Source organism: Streptomyces sp. NPDC093064 (genome assembly GCF_044754605.1).
Taxonomy (GTDB): domain Bacteria; phylum Actinomycetota; class Actinomycetes; order Streptomycetales; family Streptomycetaceae; genus Streptomyces.
In genome coordinates, this window is sequence record NZ_JBIVPK010000028.1 from 1 (window position 1) to 24,780 (window position 24,780).

26 protein-coding genes, 1 tRNA gene and 1 pseudogene are annotated in these 24,780 nt (G+C 71.1%); 18 read left to right on the forward strand and 10 right to left on the reverse strand.

Features of this window, described 5'->3' with window-relative positions; translation table 11 throughout:
• Positions 1–91 precede the first annotated feature (91 nt).
• Positions 92–2,074, reverse strand: coding sequence for a copper resistance protein CopC (locus ACIQFZ_RS27945; RefSeq protein ID WP_402692455.1), 1,983 nt, complete (start codon positions 2,072–2,074; stop codon positions 92–94).
• 168 nt (positions 2,075–2,242) lie between these two features.
• Here ACIQFZ_RS27945 and ACIQFZ_RS27950 point away from each other — a divergent pair, with 168 nt between their 5' ends.
• The 4 genes from ACIQFZ_RS27950 to ACIQFZ_RS27965 all read left to right on the forward strand — a co-directional run bounded on the left by ACIQFZ_RS27950 (position 2,243) and on the right by ACIQFZ_RS27965 (position 5,003).
• On the forward strand, positions 2,243–2,854 hold the full coding sequence (locus ACIQFZ_RS27950) for an HhH-GPD-type base excision DNA repair protein (protein WP_365431996.1): 612 nt from the start codon (positions 2,243–2,245) through the stop codon (positions 2,852–2,854).
• A gap of 99 nt (positions 2,855–2,953) precedes the next feature.
• Positions 2,954–3,631, forward strand: a complete 678-nt coding sequence (locus ACIQFZ_RS27955; RefSeq protein WP_402692428.1) for an HdeD family acid-resistance protein — start codon at positions 2,954–2,956, stop codon at positions 3,629–3,631.
• Positions 3,632–3,854: 223 nt separating this feature from the next.
• Positions 3,855–4,151, forward strand: a complete 297-nt coding sequence (locus ACIQFZ_RS27960) for a type II toxin-antitoxin system VapB family antitoxin (protein ID WP_004943146.1) — start codon at positions 3,855–3,857, stop codon at positions 4,149–4,151.
• Positions 4,152–4,376: 225 nt separating this feature from the next.
• Positions 4,377–5,003, forward strand: coding sequence for a LytR C-terminal domain-containing protein (locus ACIQFZ_RS27965; RefSeq protein ID WP_365432002.1), 627 nt, complete (start codon positions 4,377–4,379; stop codon positions 5,001–5,003).
• Positions 5,004–5,076: 73 nt separating this feature from the next.
• On the opposite strand, the gene upp is transcribed toward ACIQFZ_RS27965, so the two are convergent.
• Positions 5,077–5,712 carry a uracil phosphoribosyltransferase gene (gene upp, locus ACIQFZ_RS27970; RefSeq protein ID WP_365431988.1) on the reverse strand — a complete coding sequence of 212 codons (636 nt, stop codon included), beginning with the start codon at positions 5,710–5,712 and terminating at the stop codon, positions 5,077–5,079.
• Between the two features lie 151 nt (positions 5,713–5,863).
• On the opposite strand from upp, the gene ACIQFZ_RS27975 reads away from it, so the two are divergent.
• From ACIQFZ_RS27975 to ACIQFZ_RS28010, 8 genes are all read left to right on the forward strand, one after another.
• Positions 5,864–6,100 (forward strand): hypothetical protein, encoded by a 237-nt coding sequence (locus tag ACIQFZ_RS27975; protein WP_365431985.1) that lies wholly within the window; start codon positions 5,864–5,866, stop codon positions 6,098–6,100.
• Positions 6,101–6,551: 451 nt separating this feature from the next.
• Entirely contained in the window at positions 6,552–7,088 is a 537-nt protein-coding gene (locus ACIQFZ_RS27980) for a hypothetical protein (RefSeq protein ID WP_365431999.1), read from the forward strand.
• Positions 7,089–7,135: 47 nt separating this feature from the next.
• Positions 7,136–7,657, forward strand: a complete 522-nt coding sequence (gene tadA / locus ACIQFZ_RS27985) for a tRNA adenosine(34) deaminase TadA (protein WP_402692429.1) — start codon at positions 7,136–7,138, stop codon at positions 7,655–7,657.
• 69 nt (positions 7,658–7,726) lie between these two features.
• Positions 7,727–7,811: transfer RNA gene (locus ACIQFZ_RS27990), tRNA-Ser, on the forward strand.
• Positions 7,812–7,934: 123 nt separating this feature from the next.
• Positions 7,935–8,111, forward strand: a complete 177-nt coding sequence (locus tag ACIQFZ_RS27995) for a hypothetical protein (protein ID WP_365433057.1) — start codon at positions 7,935–7,937, stop codon at positions 8,109–8,111.
• On the forward strand, positions 8,111–8,404 hold the full coding sequence (locus tag ACIQFZ_RS28000) for a Dabb family protein (RefSeq protein WP_402692430.1): 294 nt from the start codon (positions 8,111–8,113) through the stop codon (positions 8,402–8,404). The genes ACIQFZ_RS27995 and ACIQFZ_RS28000 overlap by 1 nt, the downstream gene beginning before the upstream one ends.
• Before the next feature lie 201 nt (positions 8,405–8,605).
• On the forward strand, positions 8,606–9,520 hold the full coding sequence (locus ACIQFZ_RS28005) for an RNA polymerase sigma factor SigF (RefSeq protein ID WP_402692431.1): 915 nt from the start codon (positions 8,606–8,608) through the stop codon (positions 9,518–9,520).
• Between the two features lie 246 nt (positions 9,521–9,766).
• Positions 9,767–10,687 (forward strand): RNA polymerase sigma factor SigF, encoded by a 921-nt coding sequence (locus ACIQFZ_RS28010; RefSeq protein WP_365433049.1) that lies wholly within the window; start codon positions 9,767–9,769, stop codon positions 10,685–10,687.
• A gap of 258 nt (positions 10,688–10,945) precedes the next feature.
• Here ACIQFZ_RS28010 and ACIQFZ_RS28015 read toward each other — a convergent pair whose 3' ends face one another.
• Positions 10,946–11,140, reverse strand: coding sequence for a hypothetical protein (locus ACIQFZ_RS28015; RefSeq protein WP_365434238.1), 195 nt, complete (start codon positions 11,138–11,140; stop codon positions 10,946–10,948).
• Positions 11,141–11,435: 295 nt separating this feature from the next.
• Here ACIQFZ_RS28015 and ACIQFZ_RS28020 point away from each other — a divergent pair, with 295 nt between their 5' ends.
• The 3 genes from ACIQFZ_RS28020 to ACIQFZ_RS28030 all read left to right on the forward strand — a co-directional run bounded on the left by ACIQFZ_RS28020 (position 11,436) and on the right by ACIQFZ_RS28030 (position 15,478).
• Positions 11,436–11,930: a MarR family transcriptional regulator gene (locus tag ACIQFZ_RS28020; protein WP_365434235.1), complete on the forward strand. Its 495-nt coding sequence runs from the start codon at positions 11,436–11,438 to the stop codon at positions 11,928–11,930.
• A 14-nt stretch (positions 11,931–11,944) separates the two neighbouring features.
• Positions 11,945–14,509: an MFS transporter gene (locus ACIQFZ_RS28025; RefSeq protein WP_402692432.1), complete on the forward strand. Its 2,565-nt coding sequence runs from the start codon at positions 11,945–11,947 to the stop codon at positions 14,507–14,509.
• A 147-nt stretch (positions 14,510–14,656) separates the two neighbouring features.
• Positions 14,657–15,478, forward strand: a complete 822-nt coding sequence (locus tag ACIQFZ_RS28030; RefSeq protein ID WP_365434229.1) for a YceI family protein — start codon at positions 14,657–14,659, stop codon at positions 15,476–15,478.
• A gap of 189 nt (positions 15,479–15,667) precedes the next feature.
• On the opposite strand, the pseudogene ACIQFZ_RS28035 reads toward ACIQFZ_RS28030, so the two are convergent.
• Positions 15,668–16,084 (reverse strand): annotated as a pseudogene (locus ACIQFZ_RS28035) (GAF and ANTAR domain-containing protein); the annotation flags it as partial.
• Between ACIQFZ_RS28035 and ACIQFZ_RS28040 the strand changes: the two are divergent.
• Complete coding sequence (locus tag ACIQFZ_RS28040; protein WP_402692433.1) at positions 16,032–16,364, forward strand: STAS domain-containing protein; 333 nt, start codon at positions 16,032–16,034, stop codon at positions 16,362–16,364. The pseudogene ACIQFZ_RS28035 and the gene ACIQFZ_RS28040 overlap by 53 nt on opposite strands.
• Positions 16,365–16,441: 77 nt before the next feature.
• Positions 16,442–16,915, forward strand: a complete 474-nt coding sequence (locus ACIQFZ_RS28045) for a PPOX class F420-dependent oxidoreductase (protein WP_365779270.1) — start codon at positions 16,442–16,444, stop codon at positions 16,913–16,915.
• On the opposite strand, the gene ACIQFZ_RS28050 is transcribed toward ACIQFZ_RS28045, so the two are convergent.
• The 6 genes from ACIQFZ_RS28050 to ACIQFZ_RS28075 form a co-directional block, all read right to left on the reverse strand.
• Positions 16,916–17,680 (reverse strand): TetR/AcrR family transcriptional regulator, encoded by a 765-nt coding sequence (locus ACIQFZ_RS28050; protein ID WP_361424633.1) that lies wholly within the window; start codon positions 17,678–17,680, stop codon positions 16,916–16,918.
• A 313-nt stretch (positions 17,681–17,993) separates the two neighbouring features.
• On the reverse strand, positions 17,994–19,484 hold the full coding sequence (locus ACIQFZ_RS28055) for an MFS transporter (protein ID WP_402692434.1): 1,491 nt from the start codon (positions 19,482–19,484) through the stop codon (positions 17,994–17,996).
• A 162-nt stretch (positions 19,485–19,646) separates the two neighbouring features.
• The gene (locus ACIQFZ_RS28060; protein WP_402692435.1) at positions 19,647–20,384 is read right to left on the reverse strand and encodes a response regulator transcription factor; all 738 of its coding nucleotides are present in this window, start codon (positions 20,382–20,384) and stop codon (positions 19,647–19,649) included.
• 168 nt (positions 20,385–20,552) lie between these two features.
• Complete coding sequence (locus ACIQFZ_RS28065) at positions 20,553–21,437, reverse strand: DUF2797 domain-containing protein (protein WP_402692436.1); 885 nt, start codon at positions 21,435–21,437, stop codon at positions 20,553–20,555.
• 101 nt (positions 21,438–21,538) lie between these two features.
• On the reverse strand, positions 21,539–21,754 hold the full coding sequence (locus tag ACIQFZ_RS28070) for a hypothetical protein (RefSeq protein WP_365423445.1): 216 nt from the start codon (positions 21,752–21,754) through the stop codon (positions 21,539–21,541).
• Positions 21,755–22,191: 437 nt separating this feature from the next.
• Positions 22,192–24,030, reverse strand: a complete 1,839-nt coding sequence (locus ACIQFZ_RS28075) for a bifunctional metallophosphatase/5'-nucleotidase (protein WP_402692437.1) — start codon at positions 24,028–24,030, stop codon at positions 22,192–22,194.
• Between the two features lie 234 nt (positions 24,031–24,264).
• On the opposite strand from ACIQFZ_RS28075, the gene ACIQFZ_RS28080 reads away from it, so the two are divergent.
• Positions 24,265–24,528, forward strand: coding sequence for a hypothetical protein (locus ACIQFZ_RS28080; RefSeq protein ID WP_383056710.1), 264 nt, complete (start codon positions 24,265–24,267; stop codon positions 24,526–24,528).
• Positions 24,529–24,780 lie beyond the last annotated feature (252 nt).

Sequence of the window (24,780 nt, forward strand, 5' to 3'; positions counted from 1 at the left end):
CGAAGAAGCGCTCGACTGCGCCTGCGGCCTCTACCTCAACGACCCCACCGCCTGGACCACACCACCCTCCACGAACTAACGCGGAGCAGCACTAGCGCGGGATATGGGCCTTCCGTTCGACGCTCACCTGGTCGATTTCCGACACCCGTACCGTCGCCTTCATGGTCCAGGTGCCGGCGATCGGGAGGTTGAGGGAGTCGGTGCCCCAGTAGCCGCCCCTGTTGGTGAGCCCGGCGTCGATGGGTCCGATCTTCTGCGCGGGCAGGGACAGGGACAGGCGCAGTTCGGGGACGATGGTCAGGCCGCCGTCCGGGCCGTAGACGACGGCCTCCACGGCGTTCTGGCCGACGCGGCCCGGTTCCAGGGTGATCTGCACCTTGCCGTGACCGCCGGGGGTGCCGACGTCGAACGGGATGACCGTGACGGAGGCTCCCGGAACCCCGGCCTCAGGCGTGGCCTGGGCCGCCTCGGCGGCCGCGCGGCCCGGCAGGGTGCCGGCCAGCACCGTGGTGAAGACCAGAACCGCGATCCCCACGGCGACCTCGGCCAGGACCGAGCGGCGCAGAGCGCGACGGCAGGCGTCAGGGGCGGGCGAGGGCGCGAGTGCGGATGCGGGTGCGGGTGCGGACGTCTTCGTCCCGGGGTCCTCCGCTCGTGCCTCCCCGTCGGGTACGGCCGATGCCTTCCCGTCGCGTACGTCCGGCCCCGCGTCCGCCGCCACCAGCCGTGCCGTCCAGCGCCGGGAACGGGCCGCCACGGCCAGCAGCAGTGCCACCACCACGAGTTTGACCAGCAGCAACCGGCCGTACGCCGTGTCGGTGAGCGTCGTCCAGGAGCCGAGGCCGCGCCAGGACTGGTAGACCCCGGTGACGACGAGGACGGTGACGGCGCCGAAGGCGATCCGGGAGAAGCGCGCCACCGCCGCGGTCAGCGCGGGACCGTCGGCGGAAGGCGCCACCGCGCTGGTCTCCTCGGCGACCGGGACCGCGACCGTTGTCCCGCCACCGCTGCCTTCGGTGGCGACCGTGACTGCTGCCTTCGCCTTCGGTCCCGGCGCAGATGTGCCGCGCCCCGCCTCCGGCTCGTCGGCCGTGACGTGCTGAAGGGTGGTCAGGAGGGCCGTCAGGCCGCCCAGCCAGACCGCCATCGCCAGCAGATGCAGCACCGACGACGTCATCGCCACCGGAACCTGGATGCCGGCCGAGGCGTGCTCGGACCCCGCCCACGTCAGCGCCAGGGCGAGGGCCAGCGCGGCACCCGCCGCCAAGGTCGCGCGCGAGGGCTTCTCCTCCGGACTGCGCCGGGACAGCCGTACGAGGAGGACGGCCGTCGGCGCGAGCAGGGCCAGGCGGGCCAGCAGCATCAGACCGGGGCGGCCGGTCAGGGTGCGGGAGACGGCCGCGGGGTCGAAGGCCGACACCGGACAGGTGCCGGTCTCGTAGGGCGCCCGAAGCACCAGCAGGGCGAGCGTGGAGGCCAGCAGCGCCCACCAGCCCGCCACCAGCGGCTTGCGCAGCGGGCCCGCGTTCGGCGGGCGGCACAGCAGCGCGAAGGCCGCCGTGCCGATGAGCAGGGCCGCGGCGCCGTAGGCGGTGTAGCGGGCGAGGTCGTAGAGGCCGCGGGTCGTGGGGTTCTCGGACGGGCCGGTGTCGATCGCGGCCATCGTCGGGGACGGCTTTCCCACCGAGAAGGTGAAGGCACCGGAGACGGGGTGGCTGTCGGCCGACACCACCCGCCACGCCACGGTGAACGTGCCTTCGCCGAGCGCCTCCGGGAACGCCACCCGGGCCGTGTCCGGTCGTCCGGGCGCGTGCTGCGGCTCGCCCGTGCGCACCCGCCGCCCTTCGGGGTCGAACAGGCGGAAGGAGTCGTCGAGCAGGCTGACGGACTCGGTGAAGGCCAAAGTGATCGTGCCGGGCGCCGTCTTGAGGACGGTCCCGTCGGCGGGGTCCGCGCCCCGCAGGGCGGCGTGGGCAAAGGCGGGTCCGGCGCCGCCGAGGAGGAGCAGGACCAGTACCGCGCCGAGCAGCGTCAGCTTCCCAAGTCGTCGCCGCCGTCCGCGTCCACGGCGCACAGCGCCGTCCCGGCCTTCGCCCCGCCGTCCGGTCACGTCACTTCTCCGTCTTGGAACTCGCCGGCTTCTGGATGGGTACGGACGAAGACGGCGCTTTGCTCACCGAGGATCCCGTGGGAAGGCCGTCCTCCGGCTGCGTCACGCCGTCCGGCGGGCGACCATCGGGACATGGACGTCACCCTTCACCTCGCCCAGGACCCCGAGGCCGACGCGCTTCTCGGCCGCAGTCCGCTCGCCGCGCTGGTCGGCATGCTGCTGGACCAGCAGATCCCGATGGAGTGGGCGTTCACCGGGCCGGCGACGATCGCCAGGCGCATGGGCATCGACGACCTGGACGCCCACGAGATCGTGGCCTTCGAGCCGGAGACCTTCGCCCGGCTCCTGTCGGACAAGCCGGCCGTGCACCGCTACCCGGCGTCGATGGCCAAGCGGATCCAGCAGCTGTGCCAGTACCTCGTCGAACACTACGACGGCGACCCCGAGGCCATCTGGCGGGACGTCGACAGCGGGCGGGAACTGCTGCGACACCTCGAGGAGCTGCCCGGTTTCGGCAAGCAGAAGGCGCAGATCTTCCTGGCGCTGCTCGGCAAGCAGCTCGGTGTGCGGCCCACGGGGTGGCGGGAGGCGGCGGGAGCGTACGGCGAAGCGGAATCCTTCCGGTCCGTCGCCGACATCACCGGACCCGAGTCGCTGGCCAGGGTGCGGGCGCACAAGCAGGAGCTGAAGGCGGCGGCCAAGGCGGCCAAAGCGGGCAAGGGGACGAAGCCCTCCGGGAAGTGACCGGAGTGGCGGTGCGGCCGAGATGGGCCGTGCGGCGGACGTCAGCCGACTGGCCGTTCCCGGGTGGCGGTACGCGCGCACCCGATCGCAGCATGGACCATGACCGAGCCACCGAGCAGCGGTCCCGAAGGCCCGGGGTTCGACGATCGCCGCGTCGCCGTGCGTGACCCACGGGAGCCGCGGACATCGCCGCCACCGCAGTACGAACCGCCGCTGGAAGGGCCCCTGCACCTTCTGTCCCACGCCGCCTGGCAGGCAGTCCTCGCCACCGGTGCCGCCGCCCTGATCCTCGGCATCCTGGTGCTGCTCTGGCCGGGCGCCTCCCTGCTGGCCGCCGGAATCCTCTTCGGGATCTACCTGCTGGTCAGCGGCGTGCTCCAGCTGGTCTCCGCGTTCGGCACCCACAAGACGACCTCGCTGCGCGTGCTGGCCTTCATCAGCGGCACCCTGTCGATCCTGCTGGGCCTGCTGTGCTTCCGCGGCGCCACGCAATCGATCCTGCTGCTCGCGCTGTGGATCGGCATCGGCTGGCTGATCCGCGGCATCACCCTGACGATCGCCGCCGTCCACGACCGCGGCGCGCCCGCGCGCGGCTGGCAGATCTTCCTCGGCATCCTCACCTTCATCGCCGGCATCGTGCTGATCGACTCCCCGCTCCGGTCGGCCGCGGTGCTCATCGTGCTCGGCGGCTGGTGGCTGGTGGTCGTCGGCATCTTCGAGATCGTCACCGCCTTCCGCATCCGCGGGCACGCCGAACGCGTCCCCCGCACCGTGTGACCCGTTGTCCACAGCCTGTGCACAACGGCCGCACAGCGCCGTACAGCAGGGACTCCCGGACCGCGCAGGCGAGGACTCCCGCACCGTGCGGTCCGGGCACGGTCCCGCTGTCACTGATCTCGAGCCCCCGTTCCCGGTTCGCCCGGTTTTGCTGCGGCATTTCCAGCACCGCACTCCAGCGGCCGGGCTGCGCCCGGAAGGTCTGGGCCGGTAGGCTCTCCGTGTGATCTTCAAGCGCATCGGAAACGGCCGGCCGTACCCCGACCACGGCCGGGAGAGCACCCGGCAGTGGGCGGACGTCGCGCCGCGCCCGGTCCGCCTCGATCAGCTCGTGACCACCAAGCAGCAGCTCGACCTGGAGACCCTCCTCGCGGAGGACTCGACCTTCTACGGCGACCTCTTCGCGCACGTCGTGAAGTGGCAGGGCGACCTGTATCTGGAGGACGGCCTCCACCGCGCGGTGCGGGCGGCGCTCCAGCAGCGCCAGGTGCTGCACGCGCGCGTGCTGGAGCTGGACTGAGCATCCGGGTCGCGGGCCCACGCCCTTGAAGCCGGGGCCCTGAGCCAGGCCCCTTGCCGGAACCCCGAGCCGGGATCGTGAGCCGGGAGTTGAGCCGTCCGGACCCGCCGTTCGGTGACGGTTTGGACCTTTCGGGTTCTGCTGAGCCGCTCCAATGATCATCTAGTAGGAATCACCGCTCATGCGCACTACGCTGCGCCCATGAGCATGCTGACTCCCCCCGGCATGGGCGGGAAGTACCGGATCACGGGGAACAGATACCCGCGGATGCGCAAGCCCCGGCGGCGCGGCAGGCTCGTGTTCCTCGCCGTCGCCTCCGTCGCGGTCCTTGGCGTGATCGGCTGGGGCACGTGGCAGCTCATCGACGTCTTCACCGGCGGCCGCAAGGCTTCGGCGGCCGGCACCGACCGGGACTGCTCGACCAAGGCGTCGCCCGCAGCGAGCCCGTCGGCGACGAACGCGGCCCGGGCGCTGCCGAAGCCGGGCCAGATCACGGTCAACGTCCTGAACGCCACGCCCCGCGGCGGCCTGGCCAAGCAGACCGCGGACGAGCTGAAGAAGCGCGGCTTCCGCATCGGTCAGGTGGGCAACGCGACCGAGGAGTTCGACAAGAAGGTCAAGGGCGCCGGACTGCTCCTCGGACCGGCCTCGTCGCTGAACACCTCGCTGCCCGTCCTCGCCACCCAGCTCGCCGGGGCGGAGAGCCGCGCGGACACCCGCAAGGGCACCGACGTGGACCTGATCATCGGCACCGGCTTCAAGGCGCTGACCCAGCAGGCGGCCGCCGATCAGGCCCTGACCGCCCTGACCGCCCCCCAGTCCGCGGCAACCGCCCCGAAGAAGGGCTGCTGAGGCTCCCCGCAGCCAGATCAGTGGCGGGTGGCCGCGCAGGGCGACTGGAGAGGCGTCAGGCGGCGGGCCGCTACTACTCGGCGGCGCCGTACATCCGGTCGCCCGCGTCTCCGAGGCCCGGGACGATGTAGCCGTGCTCATTGAGGCGCTCGTCGACCGAGGCCGTCACCACGGTCACCGGGGTGCCCGCCAGGTCGCGCTCCATGACGGCGACGCCCTCGGGGGCGGCCAGCAGGACGACCGCGGTCACGTCGTCGGCGCCGCGCTTGATCAGCTCCTGGATCGCCGCGACCAACGTGCCGCCGGTGGCGAGCATCGGGTCCAGGACGTAGACCTGGCGGCCGGAGAGGTCCTCCGGCATGCGCGTGGCGTACGTGGAGGCCTGCAGCGTCTCCTCGTTGCGGATCATGCCGAGGAAGCCCACCTCGGCGGTCGGCAGCAGTCGCACCATGCCGTCCAGCATGCCGAGTCCGGCCCGCAGGATCGGCACCACCAGGGGCCGCGGGTGGGAGAGCTTGACGCCGGTGGTCGCAGCGACCGGCGTGTTGATGTCGACCTGTTCGGTGCGCACGTCGCGGGTCGCCTCGTAGGCGAGCAGGGTGACCAGTTCGTCGGCGAGCCGGCGGAAGGTCGGGGAGTCGGTGCGGCGGTCGCGCAGCGTGGTGAGCTTGTGAGCGACCAGCGGGTGGTCGACGACGTGGAGACGCATGGGCCAACAGTAACCGGGCGCCGATTCGGCCCGCCCGCCCGCTGTCCCGCCGGCGGGCGGCCCGGGCCGCACCCCCGCCGGCGTGCGCTGTTGTGGCATCAAACCCGGCATCCGGGGGAAAGTGGGAGTGACGGACTGGGGTGGTGAGCCGATGCCTGATCAGGAACGGGAACCTGACAAGGACCCGTCGCCGCGCGCGCGGCGGGAGACGGCGGACCTCCGGGAGACGGCCGGCGCGGCGGACGCCGAAGCCGAACGGCGCCGCCGCCGGGCCCGGTTCCTGCGCGATCTCGCCGAGGCCCGGGCCCTGCGCGACCGCGTCCAGCCCCGCCGCGCCAAGACCGCCCGGCTGCGGCACGCCATGCGCATGCGCACGTTCCGCTGGTAGGGCGCCACCGGGACACGGGCGCCACCGGGACACGTAGGACCCCCGCCGCGCGCCGGGTCACGCACTCGGTCCATGGGCGCGGGGCGCGAAAGACTCCCGCCTGACCCCAGCGAGGACCCCAGGGAAGGCACGGGGCCGGACACACAAGAAGACACGCGCGGAAGACACACGGGAGTAGAGCTGCACCCGCACGGCCGTCTCCGACGGTGGGTGTGCGTGGCCGCCGGGGGAAAGCCGCGTACGATCCGCTGGTGGCGGCAACGTGTGCGCTGGTGAGTCCTTTACCGGTGTGCGATCAAAACTGCCGGACACAGGGAGCCGAAGACGTCCCCTGAAGGCCTTGTTTCTGCCACGATTCCGGTGGGTGGGGCTCGGAGCCCAGCTCCCCCACCCAGAACCTCCGCCGGGGGGACCCCCAACCGGCACGCCTATGACCAGTGGGAGAGTCACGGTGTACTTCGCCGCACTGCTCGCGCGCACCGAAGACGGGTGGGAAGCGAGCGACACAGAGCTCGACGATGTGGAGACGCTGGCCGATCTGGCCGACCTGGCCCGGGAAGCCTCGGCCGACGACGACACGGTGCTCGTGCTGATCGAGCAGGAGGACGCGTGGTTCGGCGTGGTGCGCGTGGACGGCGAGGACGACCCTCGTATCTACGTCTCCGACGCCGCCGCCGCTGCCCGTAGTTCGTACGGCGAGATCCTGCTCACCGACGAACTGCTCGGCCGGGAGCCCGGCGACGACGGCCCCGACCTGGACTCCCTCGACCTCGACGGCACGGAGGACGGCGAACCGGCGTCCACCGAGGACGACGAGGAGGAGTCGGCGTCCGCCGAAGCCATCTCGCACAGCCCGCTGGGCGACGGCGAGATCCTCGACGACCTGGGGGTCGGCGCGAAGGAGCTGCGCATCCTGGACCCGGAGGACGCGCTGAACGCCATCGCCGAGGCCCTGGGCGCCTCGGAGGTGCTGGAGACCGTCCGCTGACCGGGCCGGACGCGCCGGACCCGGACGGACCGCCCGGCACGAGCGGGATGCCGAACACGAGCCAGACGCCGACCCCGGCCCGGGTCACGGACCCTGCCGGGGACCCGGACCCGGTGCGCGACCCTTGGCGGGCCGCGATGCGGCTCGCCCTGGACGAGGCCGGGCAGGCCGTCCCGGGCGGGGACGTACCCGTGGGCGCGGTCGTGCTGTCCGCCGACGGCACGACCGTGCTCGGCGTCGGCCACAACGAGCGGGAGGCCACCGGCGACCCGACCGCCCACGCGGAGGTGCTCGCCATCCGGCGGGCGGCCGCCAAGACCGGGCAGTGGCGGCTGCCGGGCTGCACCCTCGTGGTGACGCTGGAGCCGTGCACGATGTGCGCCGGAGCGATCGTGCTGTCCCGGGTGGACCGGGTGGTCTACGGCGCCCGCGACGAGAAGGCCGGCGCCGCCGGCTCCCTGTGGGACGTCGTACGGGACCGGCGGCTCAACCACCGGCCCGAGGTGATCGAGGGCGTGCTCGCCGAGGAGTGCGCCGCGCTGCTGACCGACTTCTTCCGCGGCCGCTGAACCCCGGCCGCCGGGGCGGGACGGAAACGGATTTCGAAGCACGGCCCGGTGTGCTGTAAGGTCTCCCTCGGTAGCGTGTCCGAGCGGCCGAAGGAGCTCGCCTCGAAAGCGAGTGTGGCGCAAGTCACCGAGGGTTCAAATCCCTCCGCTACCGCTTGAGAAGGGCCCCGTCCGTCAGGACGGGGCCCTTTGTGCGATCATCTACAGCGCTCGGCCCGGACGGTACCGACTACAGGCAGCTCAGCGACAGGGACATCACCGACAGGGGGAGGCCGCGATGGCGATGAACGCCAAGAAGATCGCCGTCTATGTGCTCGTGGTCTTCGTGCTCTACGTGATCATCACAGATCCGAAGGGGGCTGCGGGCTACGTCGAGATAGGGTTCGAGGGCATATCCGACGCCGCCAAGGCCATCGGCGACTTCATGACGTGGATCGCCGCCGGAGGGAACTGATGATCCGCCACCTGGTCCTCTTCAAGCTCAATGAAGGCATCGAGCGGGACGACCCGCGCGTCACCGCGGGCACCGAGGCCTTCCGCGCCCTCGGCGGGCAGATCGAGGACCTGCGCTTCTGGGAGTGCGGCTGGAACACCAGCAACCGGCCCATCGCCTACGACTTCGCGATCAACTCGGCGGTCGAGGACGCCGACGCGCTGCGCCGGTACCTGGAGCACCCGGCCCATCAGGCGGGCGTCGCCCAGTGGCGTGAGTTCGCCACGTGGGTGATCGCCGACTACGAGTTCTGACCGCCCGGTACTTCTCAGCCGTACGGCCGTACGGATGCACGCTCGGCCCCGCATCGGAACGGTGCGGGGCTTTTCGACGCCTTATGCCCTATTTCATCCCTCAACACGTGCATATGCGGTGCTTGAACACGATGCACCTGTCTTGTGATGCTATGACCGCTTTTGACGGATGAGTTGATCGATGAAGAGGTGGCGTTGACCGTGTCGGCCAAGACTGCGCCGCCCCAGGATCCCGTCTCGGCCCCGACCACGGCCACCACCACGGCCGCGGCCCCGACCACGGCCGCCCCGGCTCCGACCGCGACCCCCACTCCGGATCCGGATCCGGATCCGGCCCCGGCTCCGGAGAAGCGGCGCGGTGCCGACACCCGGGCCCTCACGCAGGTGCTCTTCGGCCAGTTGAAGGAGCTCGAACCCGGCACGTCCGAGCACTCCCGCGTGCGCGGGGCGCTCATCGAGGCGAACCTGCCGCTCGTGCGTTACGCGGCCGCCCGCTTCCGCTCCCGCAACGAACCGATGGAGGACGTCGTCCAGGTCGGCACCATCGGGCTCATCAACGCCATCGACCGCTTCGACCCGGACCGGGGCGTGCAGTTCCCGACCTTCGCGATGCCGACGGTCGTCGGCGAGATCAAGCGCTACTTCCGCGACAACGTCCGCACGGTCCACGTCCCGCGCCGGCTGCACGAGTTGTGGGTGCAGGTCAACAGCGCGACCGAGGACCTGACGACCGCCTTCGGCCGCTCCCCCACGACCGCCGAGATCGCGGAGCGGCTGCGCATCACCGAGGAAGAAGTCCTGTCCTGCATCGAGGCGGGACGCTCGTACCATGCGACGTCCCTGGAGGCGGCCCAGGAGGGCGACGGGCTGCCCGGGCTGCTGGACCGGCTCGGCTACGAGGACCCGGCCCTGGACGGCGTCGAGCACCGCGACCTGGTCCGCCATCTCCTCGTCCAGCTTCCCGAACGGGAACAGCGGATCCTATTGCTGCGCTATTACAGCAATCTGACCCAGTCGCAGATCAGTGCGGAACTCGGCGTCTCCCAGATGCACGTGTCCCGGCTACTCGCCCGTAGCTTTCAGCGATTGCGATCCGCAAACAGGATCGACGCGTAACCGGGAAGAGCGAATCACCCACCAGGGCAGTTCCCGACATCTTCGGGCTGAAAAGCCGTCAGACCCCTTTTTTCCAGGGCCGATTCGGTTCTGACTTGTCGACAAGTCCCTACAGCGCGTTGCCGACATGTGACATTCTGCGGGAAGCGCGTTTGCCGTTGCTTCGACTCCGGTATTCAGGTGAGGGCTGCGTTCTCCTCGTCAGAGAGCGTGGCCGCGACCGTCCCGCGACCCAGAGGGGGTGGCATGTCCGCAGACCAGGGCAGCTCCAAGGTGCTGACGCTCACGAAGAGCGAGACGCCCTCCCCGGCGCTCGAGCCGCTCGACGCCCTCGACGACGTGGCGGCCCTCGAGGCCGCTCCCGCCCCGGCTGTTCCGGCCGCGTCGGCCTTGCCGGCCTCGGAGACCATCGACACCCGCACCCTGTCCCGCTCCCTGTTCCTGCGGCTCGCCGCCCTCGACGAGGACAGCCCCGAGCGTGCCTACGTCCGGGACACCCTGATCGAGCTCAACCTCCCGCTGGTCCGTTACGCGGCGGCCCGCTTCCGCTCGCGCAACGAGCCGATGGAGGACATCGTCCAGGTCGGCACCATCGGCCTGATCAAGGCGATCGACCGCTTCGACTGCGAGCGGGGCGTGGAGTTCCCGACCTTCGCGATGCCGACGGTCGTGGGCGAGATCAAGCGCTTCTTCCGCGACACCTCGTGGTCGGTGCGGGTGCCCAGGCGCCTTCAGGAGCTGCGTCTGGCGCTCACCAAGGCCAGCGACGAGCTCTCGCAGAAGCTCGACCGCTCCCCGACCGTCACGGAACTGGCCGCCGTGCTGGGCGTGTCGGAGGAGGACGTCGTCGACGGCCTCGCGGTCGGCAACGCCTACACCGCCTCCTCGCTGGACTCCCCGACCCCCGAGGACGACGGCGGCGAGGGCTCCCTGGCCGACCGCCTCGGCTACGAGGACACGGCGCTGGAGGGCGTGGAGTACCGCGAGTCGCTCAAGCCGCTGCTGGCCAAGCTGCCGCCCCGGGAGCGGCGGATCATCATGCTCCGCTTCTTCGCCAACATGACCCAGTCGCAGATCGGCGAGGAGGTCGGCATCTCGCAGATGCACGTCTCCCGGCTGCTGACCAGGACGCTGGCACAGTTGCGGGAGGGGCTCATCAGCGACTGATCCGCACAGTCCGGCGCCTGTCGCTCGACAGGACGTCGGACATCACGGCACCCTGCCGTGGTGACGTCGACTCCTGGCCGCCGAGGCGCCGTTCGGGCGCGTCGGCGGCCGTCGTATGTCTGGGAGCCGTTTCCCGGCCGCACACGGGGGCGGCGGGGCCGGCAGAGAGGGAGCCGACGGGGGGAGAGGGGCGGCAGGCGCCGATGGACGGAGACGGGGAGCCGGAAAGAGTGGTTCGTACTAAAGGGCTGGTTCGCCCTACTTGAGCGCGAGCCAGGCGACGGCCGCGACGACCGCCACCGCGGCGACGACAGCGACGATCAGTCCGACGCGCGGGCCGGAGGAGGCCTGCTGCTGCGTGCTCTGGGGAGGCGCGTCGTCGACGAACGCGCGGAACATCTGGGTACTGCCGGCGGGGTCGTAGTTGCCCTGCGGGCCCTGGGTGTTAGCCATGGCCCGAGACCCTAGCGAAAACGCTGCCGCCGCCCAAGCGGGGGGCCCTGCACCCTATTTGGCATCCCGCTTGCCACCCCGTCCGGCACCTCGCTTCACGGGGAACCCCAGCGGGCGGCCGGCTGTCGGCTGGGTCACATCGTGGCCGCGAGGCGGCGGACAGCACCCCACCTGCAGGTTTACATTCGCCAATACTTGCCTTTGCCATGTTTTTGCGCCGTCGGGGCCCGATTCGTTTGCCTGTGGCAACCAACCATCTCTACGGTTGCCCTGAGCAACGAATTCGGGAGGTGTGATGGCCGAGCAGGCCCAGTACGAAGAGCTCGCTCGTCAGCTCAGCGCCGTCGGAGCCGTGAAACGGGACATGGGGCGGATCCTGCCGCCCGACTGCCCGGCCGGCTCGGCCGCCGTGCTGACCCTGCTCGGCCGCCACGGGGACATGCGCATGAGCAAGCTCGCCGAGCTGCTCTCCGTGGACATGTCGGTGACCAGCCGGCACGTCGCGCACGTCGCCGCACGCGGCTGGATCGAGCGGATCCAGGACCCCGCGGACAAACGTTCGCGCATCCTGCGCCTGACGCCCGCCGGGCTGAACCAGCTCGACGAGCTGACCCGGCGGAGCACCCGCCTGCTCAGCGAGCGGCTGAGCGACTGGACCGACGACGAGGTCGGCCAGCTGATCCGGCTGATGACACGCCTGCGCGCCAGCTTCGGCGACTGCCGTTCCGCTCCGGCCCGGGCCCCCGCACCCGTTGCCCCCAAGACCACCCGTACACCCGCAAGCACGTAAGAAAAAGGAAACCCATGGCAACGACCACACCAGCCGGTGTGCGGGCCCACGCCAAGCACGGAGGAGGCTCCCCCGGCAGCACTCCGATGACCCACCGGCAGATCATGGAGGCGCTCTCCGGGCTGCTGCTCGGCATGTTCGTGGCGATCCTGTCGTCCACGATCGTCTCCAACGCGCTGCCGCACATCATCGGCGACCTCGGCGGCGGCCAGTCCGCCTACACCTGGGTGGTCACGGCCGCCCTGCTGTCGATGACCGCGGCCACTCCCCTGTGGGGCAAGCTCGCCGACCTCTACAGCAAGAAGGCGCTCGTCCAGATAGCGCTCGTCATCTTCGTCCTGGCGTCGGCCTGCGCCGGCCTGTCGCAGAACCCGGCCATGCTGATCGCCTGCCGTGTGGTGCAGGGCATAGGCACCGGCGGTCTGTCCGCCCTCGCCCAGATCGTCATGGCCGCGATGATCTCGCCGCGGGAGCGCGGCCGCTACTCCGGCTACCTCGGCGCCACCTTCGCCGTGGCCACCGTCGGCGGCCCGCTGCTCGGCGGTGTCATCACCGACACCTCCTGGCTGGGCTGGCGCTGGTGCTTCTACGTCGGCGTGCCCTTCGCGGTCATCGCGCTGATCGTCCTGCAGAAGACCCTGCACCTGCCCGTGGTGAAGCGCGAGGTCAAGGTCGACTGGGGCGGCGCGTTCCTGATCTCCGCCGCCGTGTCGCTGCTGCTGATCTGGGTCACCTTCGCCGGTGACAAGTACGCCTGGCTGTCCTGGCAGACGTACGCGATGGTCGGCGGTTCGATCCTCCTCGGTCTGCTGTTCGTGCTCGTCGAGTCCAAGGCGCGCGAGCCGATCATCCCGCTGCGGCTGTTCCGCAACCGCACCATCACGCTGGCGTCGCTCGCCTCCCTGTTCGTCGGTATCGCGATGTTCAGCGGCACCGTGTTCTTCAGCCAGTACTTCCAGCTGGCCCGGGACAAGTCCCCGACGATGTCGGGCGTCATGACCATCCCGATGATCGGCGGTCTGTTCGTCTCCTCCACCGTCTCCGGACAGTTCATCACCCGTACCGGCCGGTGGAAGATGTGGCTGGTCAGCGGTGGTGTGCTGGTGACGGCGGGGCTCGGCCTGCTCGGCACCATCCGCTACGACACGGAGTACTGGAAGACGGCCGTCTTCATGGCGCTGCTGGGCCTCGGCATCGGCATGATGATGCAGAACCTGGTGCTGTGCACGCAGAACCAGGTGTCACCGAGCGACCTCGGCTCGGCCAGCTCCACGGTCACCTTCTTCCGCTCCCTCGGCGGTGCGGTCGGCGTCTCCGCGCTCGGCGCGGTGATGGCCCACCGGATCACCGACTACGTCAAGGACGGCCTGGCCGACCTCAGCCCGAAGTACGCGGCCGCCCTGTCCGCCTCCGGTTCGAGCGACTCCATCCCGGACATGAACGCGCTGCCCAAGCCGCTGCGCACGGTCATGGAGAGCGCCTACGGGCACGGCATCGCCGACATCTTCCTGATCGCCGCCGCGCTGGCGGCGGTGGCCTTCCTGATCTCGCTGTTCATCAAGGAGGTCCCGCTGCGGACCAAGGGCGCTCTGGCGCAGGCCGGCGAGGCCGAGGCCGTGCCGGTCGACCCGGCCGCCGCCCCCGTCGTCGCCGAGGCCCGGTCCGCCGAGGCCGCGGCCGGCTCCGCCGGGGAGCGGGTGCCCAGCTGGGCGATGGCCGCCTCCCCCGCCGAGGGCGCCGGGACCGGTCCCGAGGGCACGCAGCGGCTGGCTGCGGTCGCCACGGTGGCACCTGATGCGCCGGGTGCCGGTGCCGGCGGCGGGATTCCGGTGCACGGCTTCGTCCGGGGCGCCGAGAGCGCGCCGGTGCCGCAGGCCGCGGTCACGCTGATCTCGCTGGCGGGCCGCCAGCTGGGCCGGTCGGTCGCGCAGGCCGACGGCGCCTACACGGTGGACGCGCCGGGCGCGGGCTCGTACGTCCTGATCGCCTCCGCCGACGGCTTCCAGCCGCAGGCGTCCACGGTGGTCGTCTACGGCGAGCCGGTGGCGTACGACATCCTGCTCAGCGGCACCAGCGGGCTGGGCGGTGTGGTCCGGGCCGCAGGGTCCGGGCTGCCGGTGAAGGACGCGATGGTGATCGTCACCGATGTGCGTGGCGACCTGCTGGCCACCGGGACCACCGGGGAGAGCGGCGAGTTCTCCTTCGCCGAGCTGGTGCCGGGCGCGGTGACCGTCGCGGTGAACGCCGCCGGGTACCGGCCGCGGGCGCTGCCGGTCGAGGTGGGCGGCACCGGGGTGACCCGGGTCGAGATCGACCTGGAGGCCGGGGCGCAGCTCCAGGGCGTGGTCCGCGCTCCGCACGGTCCCCTCGCGGACGCCCGGGTGACCCTGGTCGACGCGGCGGGCAACGTGGTCGGCACGTCCACCACCGGCGCGGACGGGGCGTATGCCTTCACCGACCTGAACAGCGGTGACTACACCGTCATCGCGACGGGCTACCCGCCCGTGGCGACCGCCCTTTCGGTCACGGGCCGCGGTGTCGACGACCACGACATCGAGCTCGCCCACCCCGGCGAGTAACCCCCGGGCCAGGGTGCCCATGAGGCCCGGGCAAGGTCCCGGGTCACGGTCCGGCCCGTGGCGGGGCGCGCTCCGAGGGGAGCCGCGCCGTGCCGCGGGCCGGTCGCTTTCCGACCATTTTGCAAGGCTGTGCAGGGAGAAAACGGGATGGGACTGACCGCGAGGATCCGCACCCGGGACGGATGGGCCGTGTCGCACGCGGTCGTCACGATGACCGACATGACGGGCACGCAGGTGCTGCGGGCCGAGGCCGACGCGGAGGGCGCCGTACGGGACACGGCGGCGCTGGCACCGGGTGCGTACACGGTGATCGTCACGGCGGTCGGGTACGCGCCCGCCGCCTCCAGCGCGATCGTCACCGCGAGCGGCCGGGCCGAGGTCGGCACGGTGACACTGGCCCGGCAGGGCGGCAGCGAGCTGCCCCCGCCGGGGCCGTGGACCATCGACCCGGCGCACTCCTCGGTCGCCGCGGTCGCCCAGCACCTGGGGATCTCCAGCGTGCACGGCCGGTTCACGGACTTCGCCGGCACCGTCGAGATCGCCCCCGACGACGTCACCAAGTCCCGTGTGGAGGCGGTCATCCGCGCCGACTCCATCGACACCGGCAACGGCATGCGCGACGGCCACCTGAAGTCCCCGGACTTCCTGGACGTCGAGCGGCACCCGCGGATCACCTACCGTTCCACCGGTGTGACCGCCGCCGGCCCCGACCGCTGGACCGTCCACGGCGAGCTGGGCATGCGCGGCGTGGTCCGCCCGGTCGACCTCGACCTGGCCTACCTCGGCACCGGCGCCGACCCCTGGGGCGGCACCCGTGCCGCCTTCCGCGCGACGACCGAGCTGCGCCGCGAGGACTTCGCCATGAACTACAACCAGGTCCTCCAGGCCGGTATCGCGGCCATCGGCACCACCCTGAGGGTCGAGCTGGACATCCAGGCGGTCCAGGGCACCGTGCTCCCCAGCGCGTAGTCCACCGCGCCCGCGGCCCGCCCTACCGGCCGCCGGACAGGGGCGGCCCGGGTCCGTGACGCGGGAGACCAGGTCCGTGGCCGGATCGGGGACCCCCACCCGCCGCGCAGGACACCGCTCCTTCACGAACAGACGTTGCCTTCCGCGGCACTGGTCGCCCTCCCCGGCCGCCGGTCAACTCCTCGCCGCTCATGTGGCGTTGTTCGCATCGACGATCCGGCGGGCGAGGTCGCGCAGCTTGACGTTCTCCCGCTGCGAGGCGCGCACCAGGCTGTCGAAGGCCTCCGCCGCGTCGATGTTCAGCCGCTCCATGAGGATGCCGGTGGCCTGGCCGATCAGGTCCCTGGTGCGCATCGCCTCGGTGAGCTGCTCGCGCACGGTCACCGAGTCCAGGGCGAGGCTGACGTGCGCGGTGAACAGCCGTCCGACGCGCGTCGCGGCGTCGTCGAAGACGCCCGGCTTGCGGGCGTAGACGGTGAGCACGGTCAGCCGCCGCTTGTCGGCGCGCAGCCGCAGCGCGAGCGCCGAGCGCAGCCCCAGGCCGGCCAGCGACGTGCCGCCGTCCTCGGACTCACTGTCCGCCAGGTGCACGACAGGCGCATGCCAGATCGACCTGTCCAACGCCCCGGCCCTGCGCGCCGGTGTCCTGGCCTTCGCCGCGGCCCGCGCCGGCCGGCTGGACGTGCTGGTCCTGGACCTCACCCGCACCCGCTTCATGGACTCCCAGGGCGCCCGCCTCGTCGAGGACGTACGGCACGGGCTGCCTCCTGGGGTGCTCCTCCGGGTGGTGGCGAGGCCGGACGGGGTCCCGTACCGCGTCCTGGAGGTCACCGGGGTCCGCCGCGACGTGCCCGTGCACGACGACCTGAGCGGTGCCCTCGCCTGAGCGAGCCGGGCACAGGGCACGCGACGGGCTCAGCCGGCGAAGGGCCTTCGGCCCCGGCCGGCGCCTAGGCTGCGGGTATGGCACCCGACATCGCGACCAACACCCGCGTCTCGCTGGATGAGCTGCTGGACTTCGTACGGCCCCGCCACCGCGCCCTGCTGCTGACCCGGCGGGCCGACGGCAGCCCGCAGGCCTCACCTCTGACCTGCGGAGTGGACGACTCCGGGCGGATCGTGGTCTCCACCTACCCGGAGCGGGCCAAGACCCGCAACGCCAAGAAGGACACGCGGGTCAGCGTCGTCGTGCTGAGCGACGAGTGGAACGGACCGTGGGTGCAGATCGACGGCACCGCCGAGGTCCTCGACACACCGGACTCCGTGGAGCCCCTGGTGGAGTACTACCGCAACATCGCGGGCGAGCATCCGGACTGGGACGAGTACCGGGAGGCCATGGTCAGGCAGGGCAAGTCGATCATCCGGATCACTCCGCAGCGCTGGGGGCCGGTGGCGACCGGCGGGTTCCCGGCACGGCTGGCAGCGCGCGACGAGTAGTCAGCCCCGGGCGACCATCGCCTCGATACCGGCGACCAGCAGGTCCAGGGCGAAGGCGAAGTCGCGGTCCAGCATCTCCGCGACCGTGTCGCCGCCGCGCGCCGCCATGAGGGTCGCGGACTCCCGGAGCACCTCGGTGGCGTCCGGGGCCCGGGTGGCCGCGCTCATCGCGTGCCGGAAGTAGTCGTCCGGGGCCATGCCCGCCTCGGCGCAGCGGGCCACGAAGTGGCCCTCGATCGTGCCGTAGCCGTACACGAACTGGAAGACGGCGGAGATCGCCCCGGTCAGCCGCTGCTCTGGCAGCCCGGTACGACGGATGACCCGCTGCACCGTGCCCGAGAAGGCGAGCGAGTTCGGGCCGATGTTGAGGAACGTCCCGGCGAGCGGCGACAGCCAGGGGTGGCGCACCAGCAGCGCCCGGTACTCGGTGGCGAGCCGGCGCAACTGGTCGCGCCAGTCCGTCTCCTCGTCCGGTTCGGGCAGCCGCAGCTCGCCGAAGGCGGCGTCGAGGGCGAGTTCGAGCAGGTCGTCCTTGGTGTCGACGTACCAGTACACGGACATCGCCGTCACGTTCAGCTCGGCGGCGAGCCGGCGCATGGAGAACCTCGCGAGCCCCTCCGCGTCCAGCAGCCGCACCGTGACCTCGGTGATCCGCTCCCGGTCCAGCCCGGACGGCTGCCCTCCGCGCCCGCCGCGGCGCGCCTTGCCCTCCAGCCAGACGCTGGTCCGCGCCGCGCCCTTGGCCCCCTGGGCTGCCTTCACCATGGCGCACCTTCCTCGACTTCCGAACCGCCGGTCGTGCCGGGCGCCCGAAGGCGCGCGGGGCGATGCCCGCAGGCGTTCCGCCGCGGCGCGTGACCGGCCACGACTAACGCGCGGCCGCGCGGCGGCGGTACCGCCCGGGCTAGGCCCTGTCGTCAAATTCCCGCCTGCCCCGCGACGCCTGGCACGCACTCTCGCCACACCGGGCGAAAGCCCAAGTACGTCCAGTACGAGGACTTCCGCCCGGCACGCCGAGAGCACGCCCAGACGCCGCGGAGCCGCCCTTCGGGCGACGACGGGAATGTGACGACAGGACCTAGTGGGCCACCACCATCCCCGAGTCTGCCCGCTCAGCCCTGCGGAGCAACGCGGCGGCCAGCAGGCCGCCGAGCAGCACGGCCACCGCTCCCACCAGCTGACTGGTCTCCAGCCCGGCGGAGAACGCGTCGGTCACCTGCTTCTTCTCGGCGGCCGACCCCGCCGCGGCCAGGGCCACCGGCAGGGACACCGCCGCGAACCGGGAGTTGAGCACCGCCCCCAGGACGGCCACTCCCAGTCCGTTGCCGAACTCCGCAAGCGTGCCGTTGATGCCCGCCCCGACGCCCGCCTTGGCCGGCGGGATCGCGCTCATGATGGCGTGGGCCATGGCCGGGTTGGCGATCGCGCAGCCCCCGCCGATCAGCAGCAGCCCCAGCAGTGTGCCGCCGTACCCGCCGGAGGCGAGCGTGGCGATCGACACCAGTCCGCCGGACATCAGCACCATGCCCAGGCCGATCGCCACCGGGGTGCCCAGCCGCGTCGTCCACCGGGCCGCGAGTCCGGTGAAGTTGAGCGCCACCACCGACAGGGCGAGCGGCGCGGTGCGCAGACCGGCCTCGAGGGGCCCGTAGCCGAGGACGAACTGAAGGTGCTGGGTGAGCAGGAAGAGCGCGCCGCCCATGCCGAAGGTGATCAGCACCGCCCCGGCGACCGCGCCCGTGAAGCGGCGGTCGCGGAAGAAGTGCATGTCGAGCATGGGGTACGGGATCCGGCTCTCGCAGAACGCGAAGAGGGCGAGCACCACCACCGCCACCGTCGCCGTGACCAGCACCCGTGTCGACGTCCAGCCGTGCGCGGGGCCCGAGATGATCGCGTACACGAGCGAGGTCATGCCGATCGTGGACAGCAGCGCGCCGAGCAGGTCGGGCCGGTCCCCTCGGGGGTTCTTGGACTCCGGGACGAGGGCGAGGACCGCGATCAGGCCCAGTACGGCGACCGGCAGGTTGATCAGGAAGATCGCGCCCCACCAGAAGTGGTTCAGCATGAAGCCGCCGATCAGCGGGCCGATCGCGAAGCCGAGGGCGTTGACCGCGCTCCAGATGCCGATGGCCTTGGGGTGCTCGGCCGGGGCGAAGATCTGCATCGCCACGGCGAGCGTGGTGGTCAGCAGCAGCGCGCCGCCGACGCCCATGCCCGCGCGGGCGGCGATCAACTGCCCGGTGGAGTCGGCGAGTGCGGCGGCCAGCGAACCGATGCCGAACAGAACCAGCCCCGCCACCAGCATCTTCTTACGTCCGTACCGGTCGGCGGCGCTGCCCGCGGTCAGCAGCAGCCCGGACTGCACGAGCGAGTACGCGTTGATCATCCACTGGATGTCGGAGGTGGCCGCCCGCAGCTCACGGGTGAGGGACGGGATCGCGACGTTCAGAACCGTGTTGTCCAGCAGCACGGTGAGTTGGGCGAGGCAGATGACGCCGAGGATCAGCCAGCGCTGGGGGTGGCCCTGGGCGGCCTGGGAGGAGGTCTGCTCCTGCGAGGTCGTCGACATGCCATACACCGTATAGGGCCGTCGAAACGGGCTACCGCGGCGCGTGCGGCGACGATCGGGGGTCGGCGACGCCATCGGGCATCAGCGGCACGTGCGGCGCCGATCGGGCGCTGGCGGCGCGCGCGGCGACGGCCGGACGTCAGCAGCGGGGAGAGTGTCGCCTCACGGGGCGGGCTTGATCAGGTAACCGGCCCCGCGCCGGGTGTGGATCATCGGTTCACGACCGGCGTCGATCTTCCGCCGCAGATAGGAGATGTACAGCTCGACGACGTTGGCCTGCCCGCCGAAGTCGTACGACCAGACGCGGTCCAGTATCTGGGCCTTGCTGAGCACGCGGCGGGGGTTGCGCATCAGGAAGCGCAGCAGCTCGAACTCGGTGGCGGTGAGGTGGATGTCCTCCCCTCCCCGCGACACCTCGTGGCTGTCCTCGTCCAGGCAGAGGTCCCCGACCACCAGCACGGAGTCGGAACGCCGGTCGGCGGCACCCGAGCGCCGGATCAGCCCGCGCAGCCGCGCCACGACCTCCTCCACGCCGAACGGCTTGGTGACGCAGTCGTCCCCACCGGCGGTCAGCCCGGCGATACGGTCCTCCGCGGCGTCCTTGGCGGTCAGGAAGAGGACGGGCACCCCGGGCAGTTCGCGGCGCAGCCGGCCCAGGACGGTGAGCCCGTCCATGTCGGGCAGCGTCATGGCCAGGACGACGGCGTCGGGCCGGAACTCGCGCGCGGCCCGGGCGGCGCCGTACCCGTCCCCCGCGCTGCGGATCTGCCAGCCCTCGTAGCGCAGGGCCATGGAGAGCAGATCGGTGATCGACGGCTCGTCGTCCACCACAAGCACCCGGACGGGGCTCCCGTCCGGCCTGAGCAGTTCGGTGTGCCCCAGAGGCGAGGTCGTGGTCATGGGGGCCACCCTTCAGGGAGCCTCTGAGAGCAGACTTTCACGCGTCTGTGATTTCCCTGAGAAACCCACAGGAGGTTCTCAGGAAACGCCTGGGAGGCACGGTGGGCTCAGCCGCGGCGGCCCGGAACTTCCCCGACGGCCGGGGACCTCCCCGACGGCCGGCCCGCTTCAGAACAGCCCGTCCTGCAGCCCGTCCTGTACGCCCGCCCGGTTCCGCAACTCTCTTACCGGCACGGTGAATCCCACGCTTTGGGCAGGCCGCAGCCCCCAGCCGGCCATCAACCGCGTGTCCAGCACGACGACCCCGCCACCGGTCGCCAGGTGCAGATCAGGCCCGGCGGCCGCGACCAGCTCACCGCTCACCACTCCGCCCGCGACCAGCTCGATCACCTCGCCCACGGCGGCCCGCAGACCGGCCAGCCCGAAGATCCCGGCGTGATCGACGGGCCGGAACGGCTCCCGCTGCAGCGTCTCGGGCCAGCCGCCGAGCGCGCTCGCCCGCGCGTGCATCTCCTCGATCTCGGCGGCCCGCTCTTCCTCCGTCACGGGAAGCGCGGACCGTACGGCGCGCTTCTCGGCGTACGGAATCCGGTCCGGGACCCCGAGTGCGGCGCGCAGCAACTCCTCGGTGCGGCGCGCCGCCATGAGCGGTCCCGCGCCCAGCCAGCTGAAGCAGACGGCCCCCTGCTCAAGCAGCCGCGCGGAACCCCGCCCCACGGCCGTGATCCCGGCCTTGACCATGCCGGGCCCGAACCACGCCAGATATACGTGGTAGGGCCGCGGGTCGTCGGCGATCGTGTCCGCGGCCACGGAGTGCGCCCGCTCCAACCGTGCGCACTCCTCGCACCGCGCCCCCGCGCTCCGCCCCGGCACCGTCGTCCGGACCGGACACGCGTGCCCCCGCGCTCCCACACATGTCCGCACTCCCCCTTCCGCGACCTCGAAGGCCACCCGTTTCCCCCACGACAGCGCGCTCGACCGCCCGCCGTCCCACACCAGCACGGGACCGTCCGCCGTCCACCGCAGCCCCGAGCACTTCCACACCCGCGTCATCCCTTGCGAGAGTACGGGCCCCCACCGACAACTCCTCCGGGGACGAGCGCACTCGGCCGCCCGGTCAGGTCCGGGCGCGGGGTTCCACGGCCGGGAAACGATCAGTCACGGACGTCGGCGACCCCGGCCCCGCGCTGCCCACGCCGCCTGACCAGATCCCGCACCAGGTCCCAGGCGATCGCAACACCGATCACCAGCCACCCCACACGCATCCACGGCGCACTGCTGCTACTGGCGGCTCCCCACACAGCCACGACGAGCTGCACCACCGTCCAGCCGTTGCTGTCGAGAAAAGACCGCTCCCGCCCCTCCGACACCGCCTGCTCCCCCCCTACGCCCAGCCGACGGGCGTACCCCTGAGACGGCCTGCGAACGCCAACCGTTGCCCCCGCATCATCCAACAGCCCCTGAAACGCAAGAGGCCCCGGATCACTCCGGGACCTCTTGTCTGTGTGCATTGGGCCGCTCGGCATGAGGCGCGCGTACACAGGCGCCGCGAGCTCCTGCTGAGCCGGCCGCACGACGGTTGCAGGCCCGCGGCGCCCAGGCCGAAAGGGCCTGGAAGCCTGCTGAAGATGTTGCGGCTCTGCCTGGGTTGGGAGGCGTCACGGACTCCGTGAGCCGGGACCTCCGGAGGACCTCCGAGGTCAAGCGGCAACGATGCCGCAGCTTTCCAAGCCGACATCACTCATCGGCACCAGCGGGCGGGGTGCTTGGGCACCCCGCCCGCTGCGGTCATCGGTTCCGTCAGACGTCAGAGAACGTCTTCGCCCGAGCCGATGATCTTGATCCGGTCCTGCGCCGGCGGAGCCAGCGGGGCACTCGCCGAAGAGTGCGCGGCCAGGTAGGCGGTGAAGACGTCCAGGTCGGACGGGCCCACCAGCTTGTTGGTGCCACCGGTGAAGGCCGGGAAGCCGTCACCGCCGCCCGCCAGGAACTCGTTCATGGCGACCCGGTAGGTCTTGGCCGGGTCGAGCGGCTGACCGTTCAGCTTGACCGAGTCGACGACGATGCGGTCAGCACCGGTCTTGGTCAGGTCCAGGGTGTAGGTGAAGCCATTGGAGACCTGGAGGATCTTCGGCGCGACCTCGTTGGACCCACTGACCTGCTGCTTCAGTACGTTGACGATCTGCGCACCGGTCAGGTCGAGCACGTTCATCATGTTGGTGAACGGCTGCACGGCGAAGGCCTCGGCGTAGGTCACCACACCGTCGCCCTCCGAGCCGGACGCCTTGTAGGCGAGGTCGGTGCGGATGCCGCCGGGGTTCATGAAGGCGATCTCGGCGCCGCCCTTGTCGGCCGGGGCCAGAGCCTCCAGTTGCGCGTCGGCGATCACGTTGCCCAGCGGCTTCTCGAAGGCGCTGCTGCCGGCACCGTTGATGTCGGCGGAGACGTGACCGACGGTGCGGCCCGCGACGGGCGCGGCCAGCTTCTGGTAGGACGTGAGCAGGTCGGTCATGTCCTGCGCCTTGGCCACGGTCCGGCGGACGACGTGGTTGGCGGCGGTCATCTGGCTGCGGACGACGTCGCCCGTCTCCATGTCGATCGGCAGGTTGATCTCGGTGTAGAGACGGCCGAAGGAGGCGGCGCTGGTCACCAGCCGGGGCTGGCCGGCCGGGTCCATGACCGTGCAGTTGTAGGCGTTGTGGGTGTGACCGGTGAGGACCGCGTCGACCTCGGGGTCCACCTTCTTGGCGATGTCCACGATCGGGCCGGTGAGCCCGGCGCCGGGGGTGGGCGTGTTGCAGTCGTAGTCGTAGGTGGCGCCCGACGGGAAACCGCCCTCGTGAACGAGGGCGACGATGGTGCGGACACCCTGCTTCTTGAGCTCGGCGGTGTACTTGTTGATCGTCTGGACCTCGTCGCCGAACTTCATGCCCTTGACGCCCGAGGCGCTGACGATGTTCGGGGTGTCATGCAGGGTGACACCGATGAAGCCGACCTTGATGCCGTGCACGTTCTTGACCGTGTACGGGGGCAGGATCGTCTTGCCGGTCTTCTCGTCGGTGACGTTGGCGGCCAGGATCGGGAAGTCCGCACCCTTGAACTTCTGACCCTGGTTGAAGCAGCCGTCGACCGGGTGGCAGCCGCCGTTCGCCTGCCGCAGCAGCTCGGCGCGCCCATGGTCGAACTCGTGGTTGCCGACGACGCTGACCTCGACGCCGACCTTGTTCAGAGCCTCGATGGTGGGCTCGTCGTGGAAGAGGCTGGACAGCAGCGGGCTGGCGCCCACGTTGTCGCCGTCCGACACGGTGATCGTGTTCTTGTGGCCCTTGCGGGCCTCGCGCAGGGCAGTGGCGAGGTATTCGACGCCGCCGGCCGGGGTGGAGACGATCGCACCGTTGGCGTCCTTCTCCTTGACGGTTCCGGAGGAGCCCGCCGGTGGCTCCAGGTTGCCGTGGAAGTCGTTGATCGCCAGCAGCTGCAGCTGCTCAATGCGGGCCTTCGCTTCCTTATCTTGCTTCTCAGCCGGGTTAGCGAAAGCCACGACCGGGAGAGCCAGCGCTGCCAGGCCCGCCGTGGCGGACCAGGCGAGCCGGGTACGGCGCCCGCGGTTGCCGCGGTGGTTGCCGGTTTTGTTGGTCTCGGGCAAGGGAGGTCCCCATTCAGCATGCACAGAGGGGTGAGCAGAACGGGGGCAGCCTAGAGTCAACGCGCGTAGCTATCGGCGCCCTGGAGATGACAGCGCGGTATCCAATGCATGTATCTCTGGTGCCGTTACGCAGTAGACCGCATCGGTGCAGTGGTTGGCGTCGACGACTTCGCGAGGTCGGCAGCGTCGTGTGCGGTGCTGGGGTGGGTGGACGGCCGGGCGCGCGGAGTCCTCGTGAGCCTGGGTGAACACCCGACCGTCCTGAGCCTGCTTGGCGCTCTCCGCGATGGCAACTGCGTGTGCCTCGTGCTCTTCGATGACCTCACGCTGCTTGGCCGTCCATCGCCTCAACTCGACCACGGCAGCACTAGCCACCTTGTCGGCACCATCGACCTGTCGTTCGAGGTTCGGAAACCGATCCATGGCGGCGATGTCGAGCATCAAGGCAACGGTCACGTCCAGATACCGGGCCTCATCGGCTCGCAGCAACTTGACTAGGTGGCCGGACACTTCCGGCAAAGCCCTGAGCTGATCCCAAGGCCCCTTTCGCCGAACGTTCCCCGGGCGGCGGAGGCCGACAACAAGAAACCGGACCACCCCTCAGCCTGGACAGCATTCCGGGTGATCCAGTCGTGGAGCGATCATGCGCGCCTGTGTGCCGTCGTTGCCGTCGGCGCTGCCGTCAACGCCGAACGGTGGCGCCCCCGCCACGACGACTTTCGGACCCGCCCGCCTCAGCTCCAACTGCAC

Coding starts and splice junctions, on each gene's coding strand:
- ACIQFZ_RS28045 (WP_365779270.1), top strand. CDS start 16,442: ATGGCACCCGACATCGCGACCAACACCCGCGTCTCGCTGGATGAGCTG.
- ACIQFZ_RS27955 (WP_402692428.1), top strand. CDS start 2,954: ATGACCGAGCCACCGAGCAGCGGTCCCGAAGGCCCGGGGTTCGACGAT.
- ACIQFZ_RS27975 (WP_365431985.1), top strand. CDS start 5,864: ATGCCTGATCAGGAACGGGAACCTGACAAGGACCCGTCGCCGCGCGCG.
- tadA (WP_402692429.1), top strand. CDS start 7,136: ATGCCGAACACGAGCCAGACGCCGACCCCGGCCCGGGTCACGGACCCT.
- ACIQFZ_RS28060 (WP_402692435.1), bottom strand. CDS start 20,384: ATGACCACGACCTCGCCTCTGGGGCACACCGAACTGCTCAGGCCGGAC.
- ACIQFZ_RS27995 (WP_365433057.1), top strand. CDS start 7,935: ATGGCGATGAACGCCAAGAAGATCGCCGTCTATGTGCTCGTGGTCTTC.
- ACIQFZ_RS28065 (WP_402692436.1), bottom strand. CDS start 21,437: ATGACGCGGGTGTGGAAGTGCTCGGGGCTGCGGTGGACGGCGGACGGT.
- upp (WP_365431988.1), bottom strand. CDS start 5,712: ATGCGTCTCCACGTCGTCGACCACCCGCTGGTCGCTCACAAGCTCACC.
- ACIQFZ_RS27950 (WP_365431996.1), top strand. CDS start 2,243: ATGGACGTCACCCTTCACCTCGCCCAGGACCCCGAGGCCGACGCGCTT.
- ACIQFZ_RS28055 (WP_402692434.1), bottom strand. CDS start 19,484: ATGTCGACGACCTCGCAGGAGCAGACCTCCTCCCAGGCCGCCCAGGGC.
- ACIQFZ_RS28050 (WP_361424633.1), bottom strand. CDS start 17,680: ATGGTGAAGGCAGCCCAGGGGGCCAAGGGCGCGGCGCGGACCAGCGTC.
- ACIQFZ_RS28020 (WP_365434235.1), top strand. CDS start 11,436: ATGGCCGAGCAGGCCCAGTACGAAGAGCTCGCTCGTCAGCTCAGCGCC.
- ACIQFZ_RS27965 (WP_365432002.1), top strand. CDS start 4,377: ATGGGCGGGAAGTACCGGATCACGGGGAACAGATACCCGCGGATGCGC.
- ACIQFZ_RS28015 (WP_365434238.1), bottom strand. CDS start 11,140: ATGGCTAACACCCAGGGCCCGCAGGGCAACTACGACCCCGCCGGCAGT.
- ACIQFZ_RS28025 (WP_402692432.1), top strand. CDS start 11,945: ATGGCAACGACCACACCAGCCGGTGTGCGGGCCCACGCCAAGCACGGA.
- ACIQFZ_RS28000 (WP_402692430.1), top strand. CDS start 8,111: ATGATCCGCCACCTGGTCCTCTTCAAGCTCAATGAAGGCATCGAGCGG.
- ACIQFZ_RS28030 (WP_365434229.1), top strand. CDS start 14,657: ATGGGACTGACCGCGAGGATCCGCACCCGGGACGGATGGGCCGTGTCG.
- ACIQFZ_RS28010 (WP_365433049.1), top strand. CDS start 9,767: ATGTCCGCAGACCAGGGCAGCTCCAAGGTGCTGACGCTCACGAAGAGC.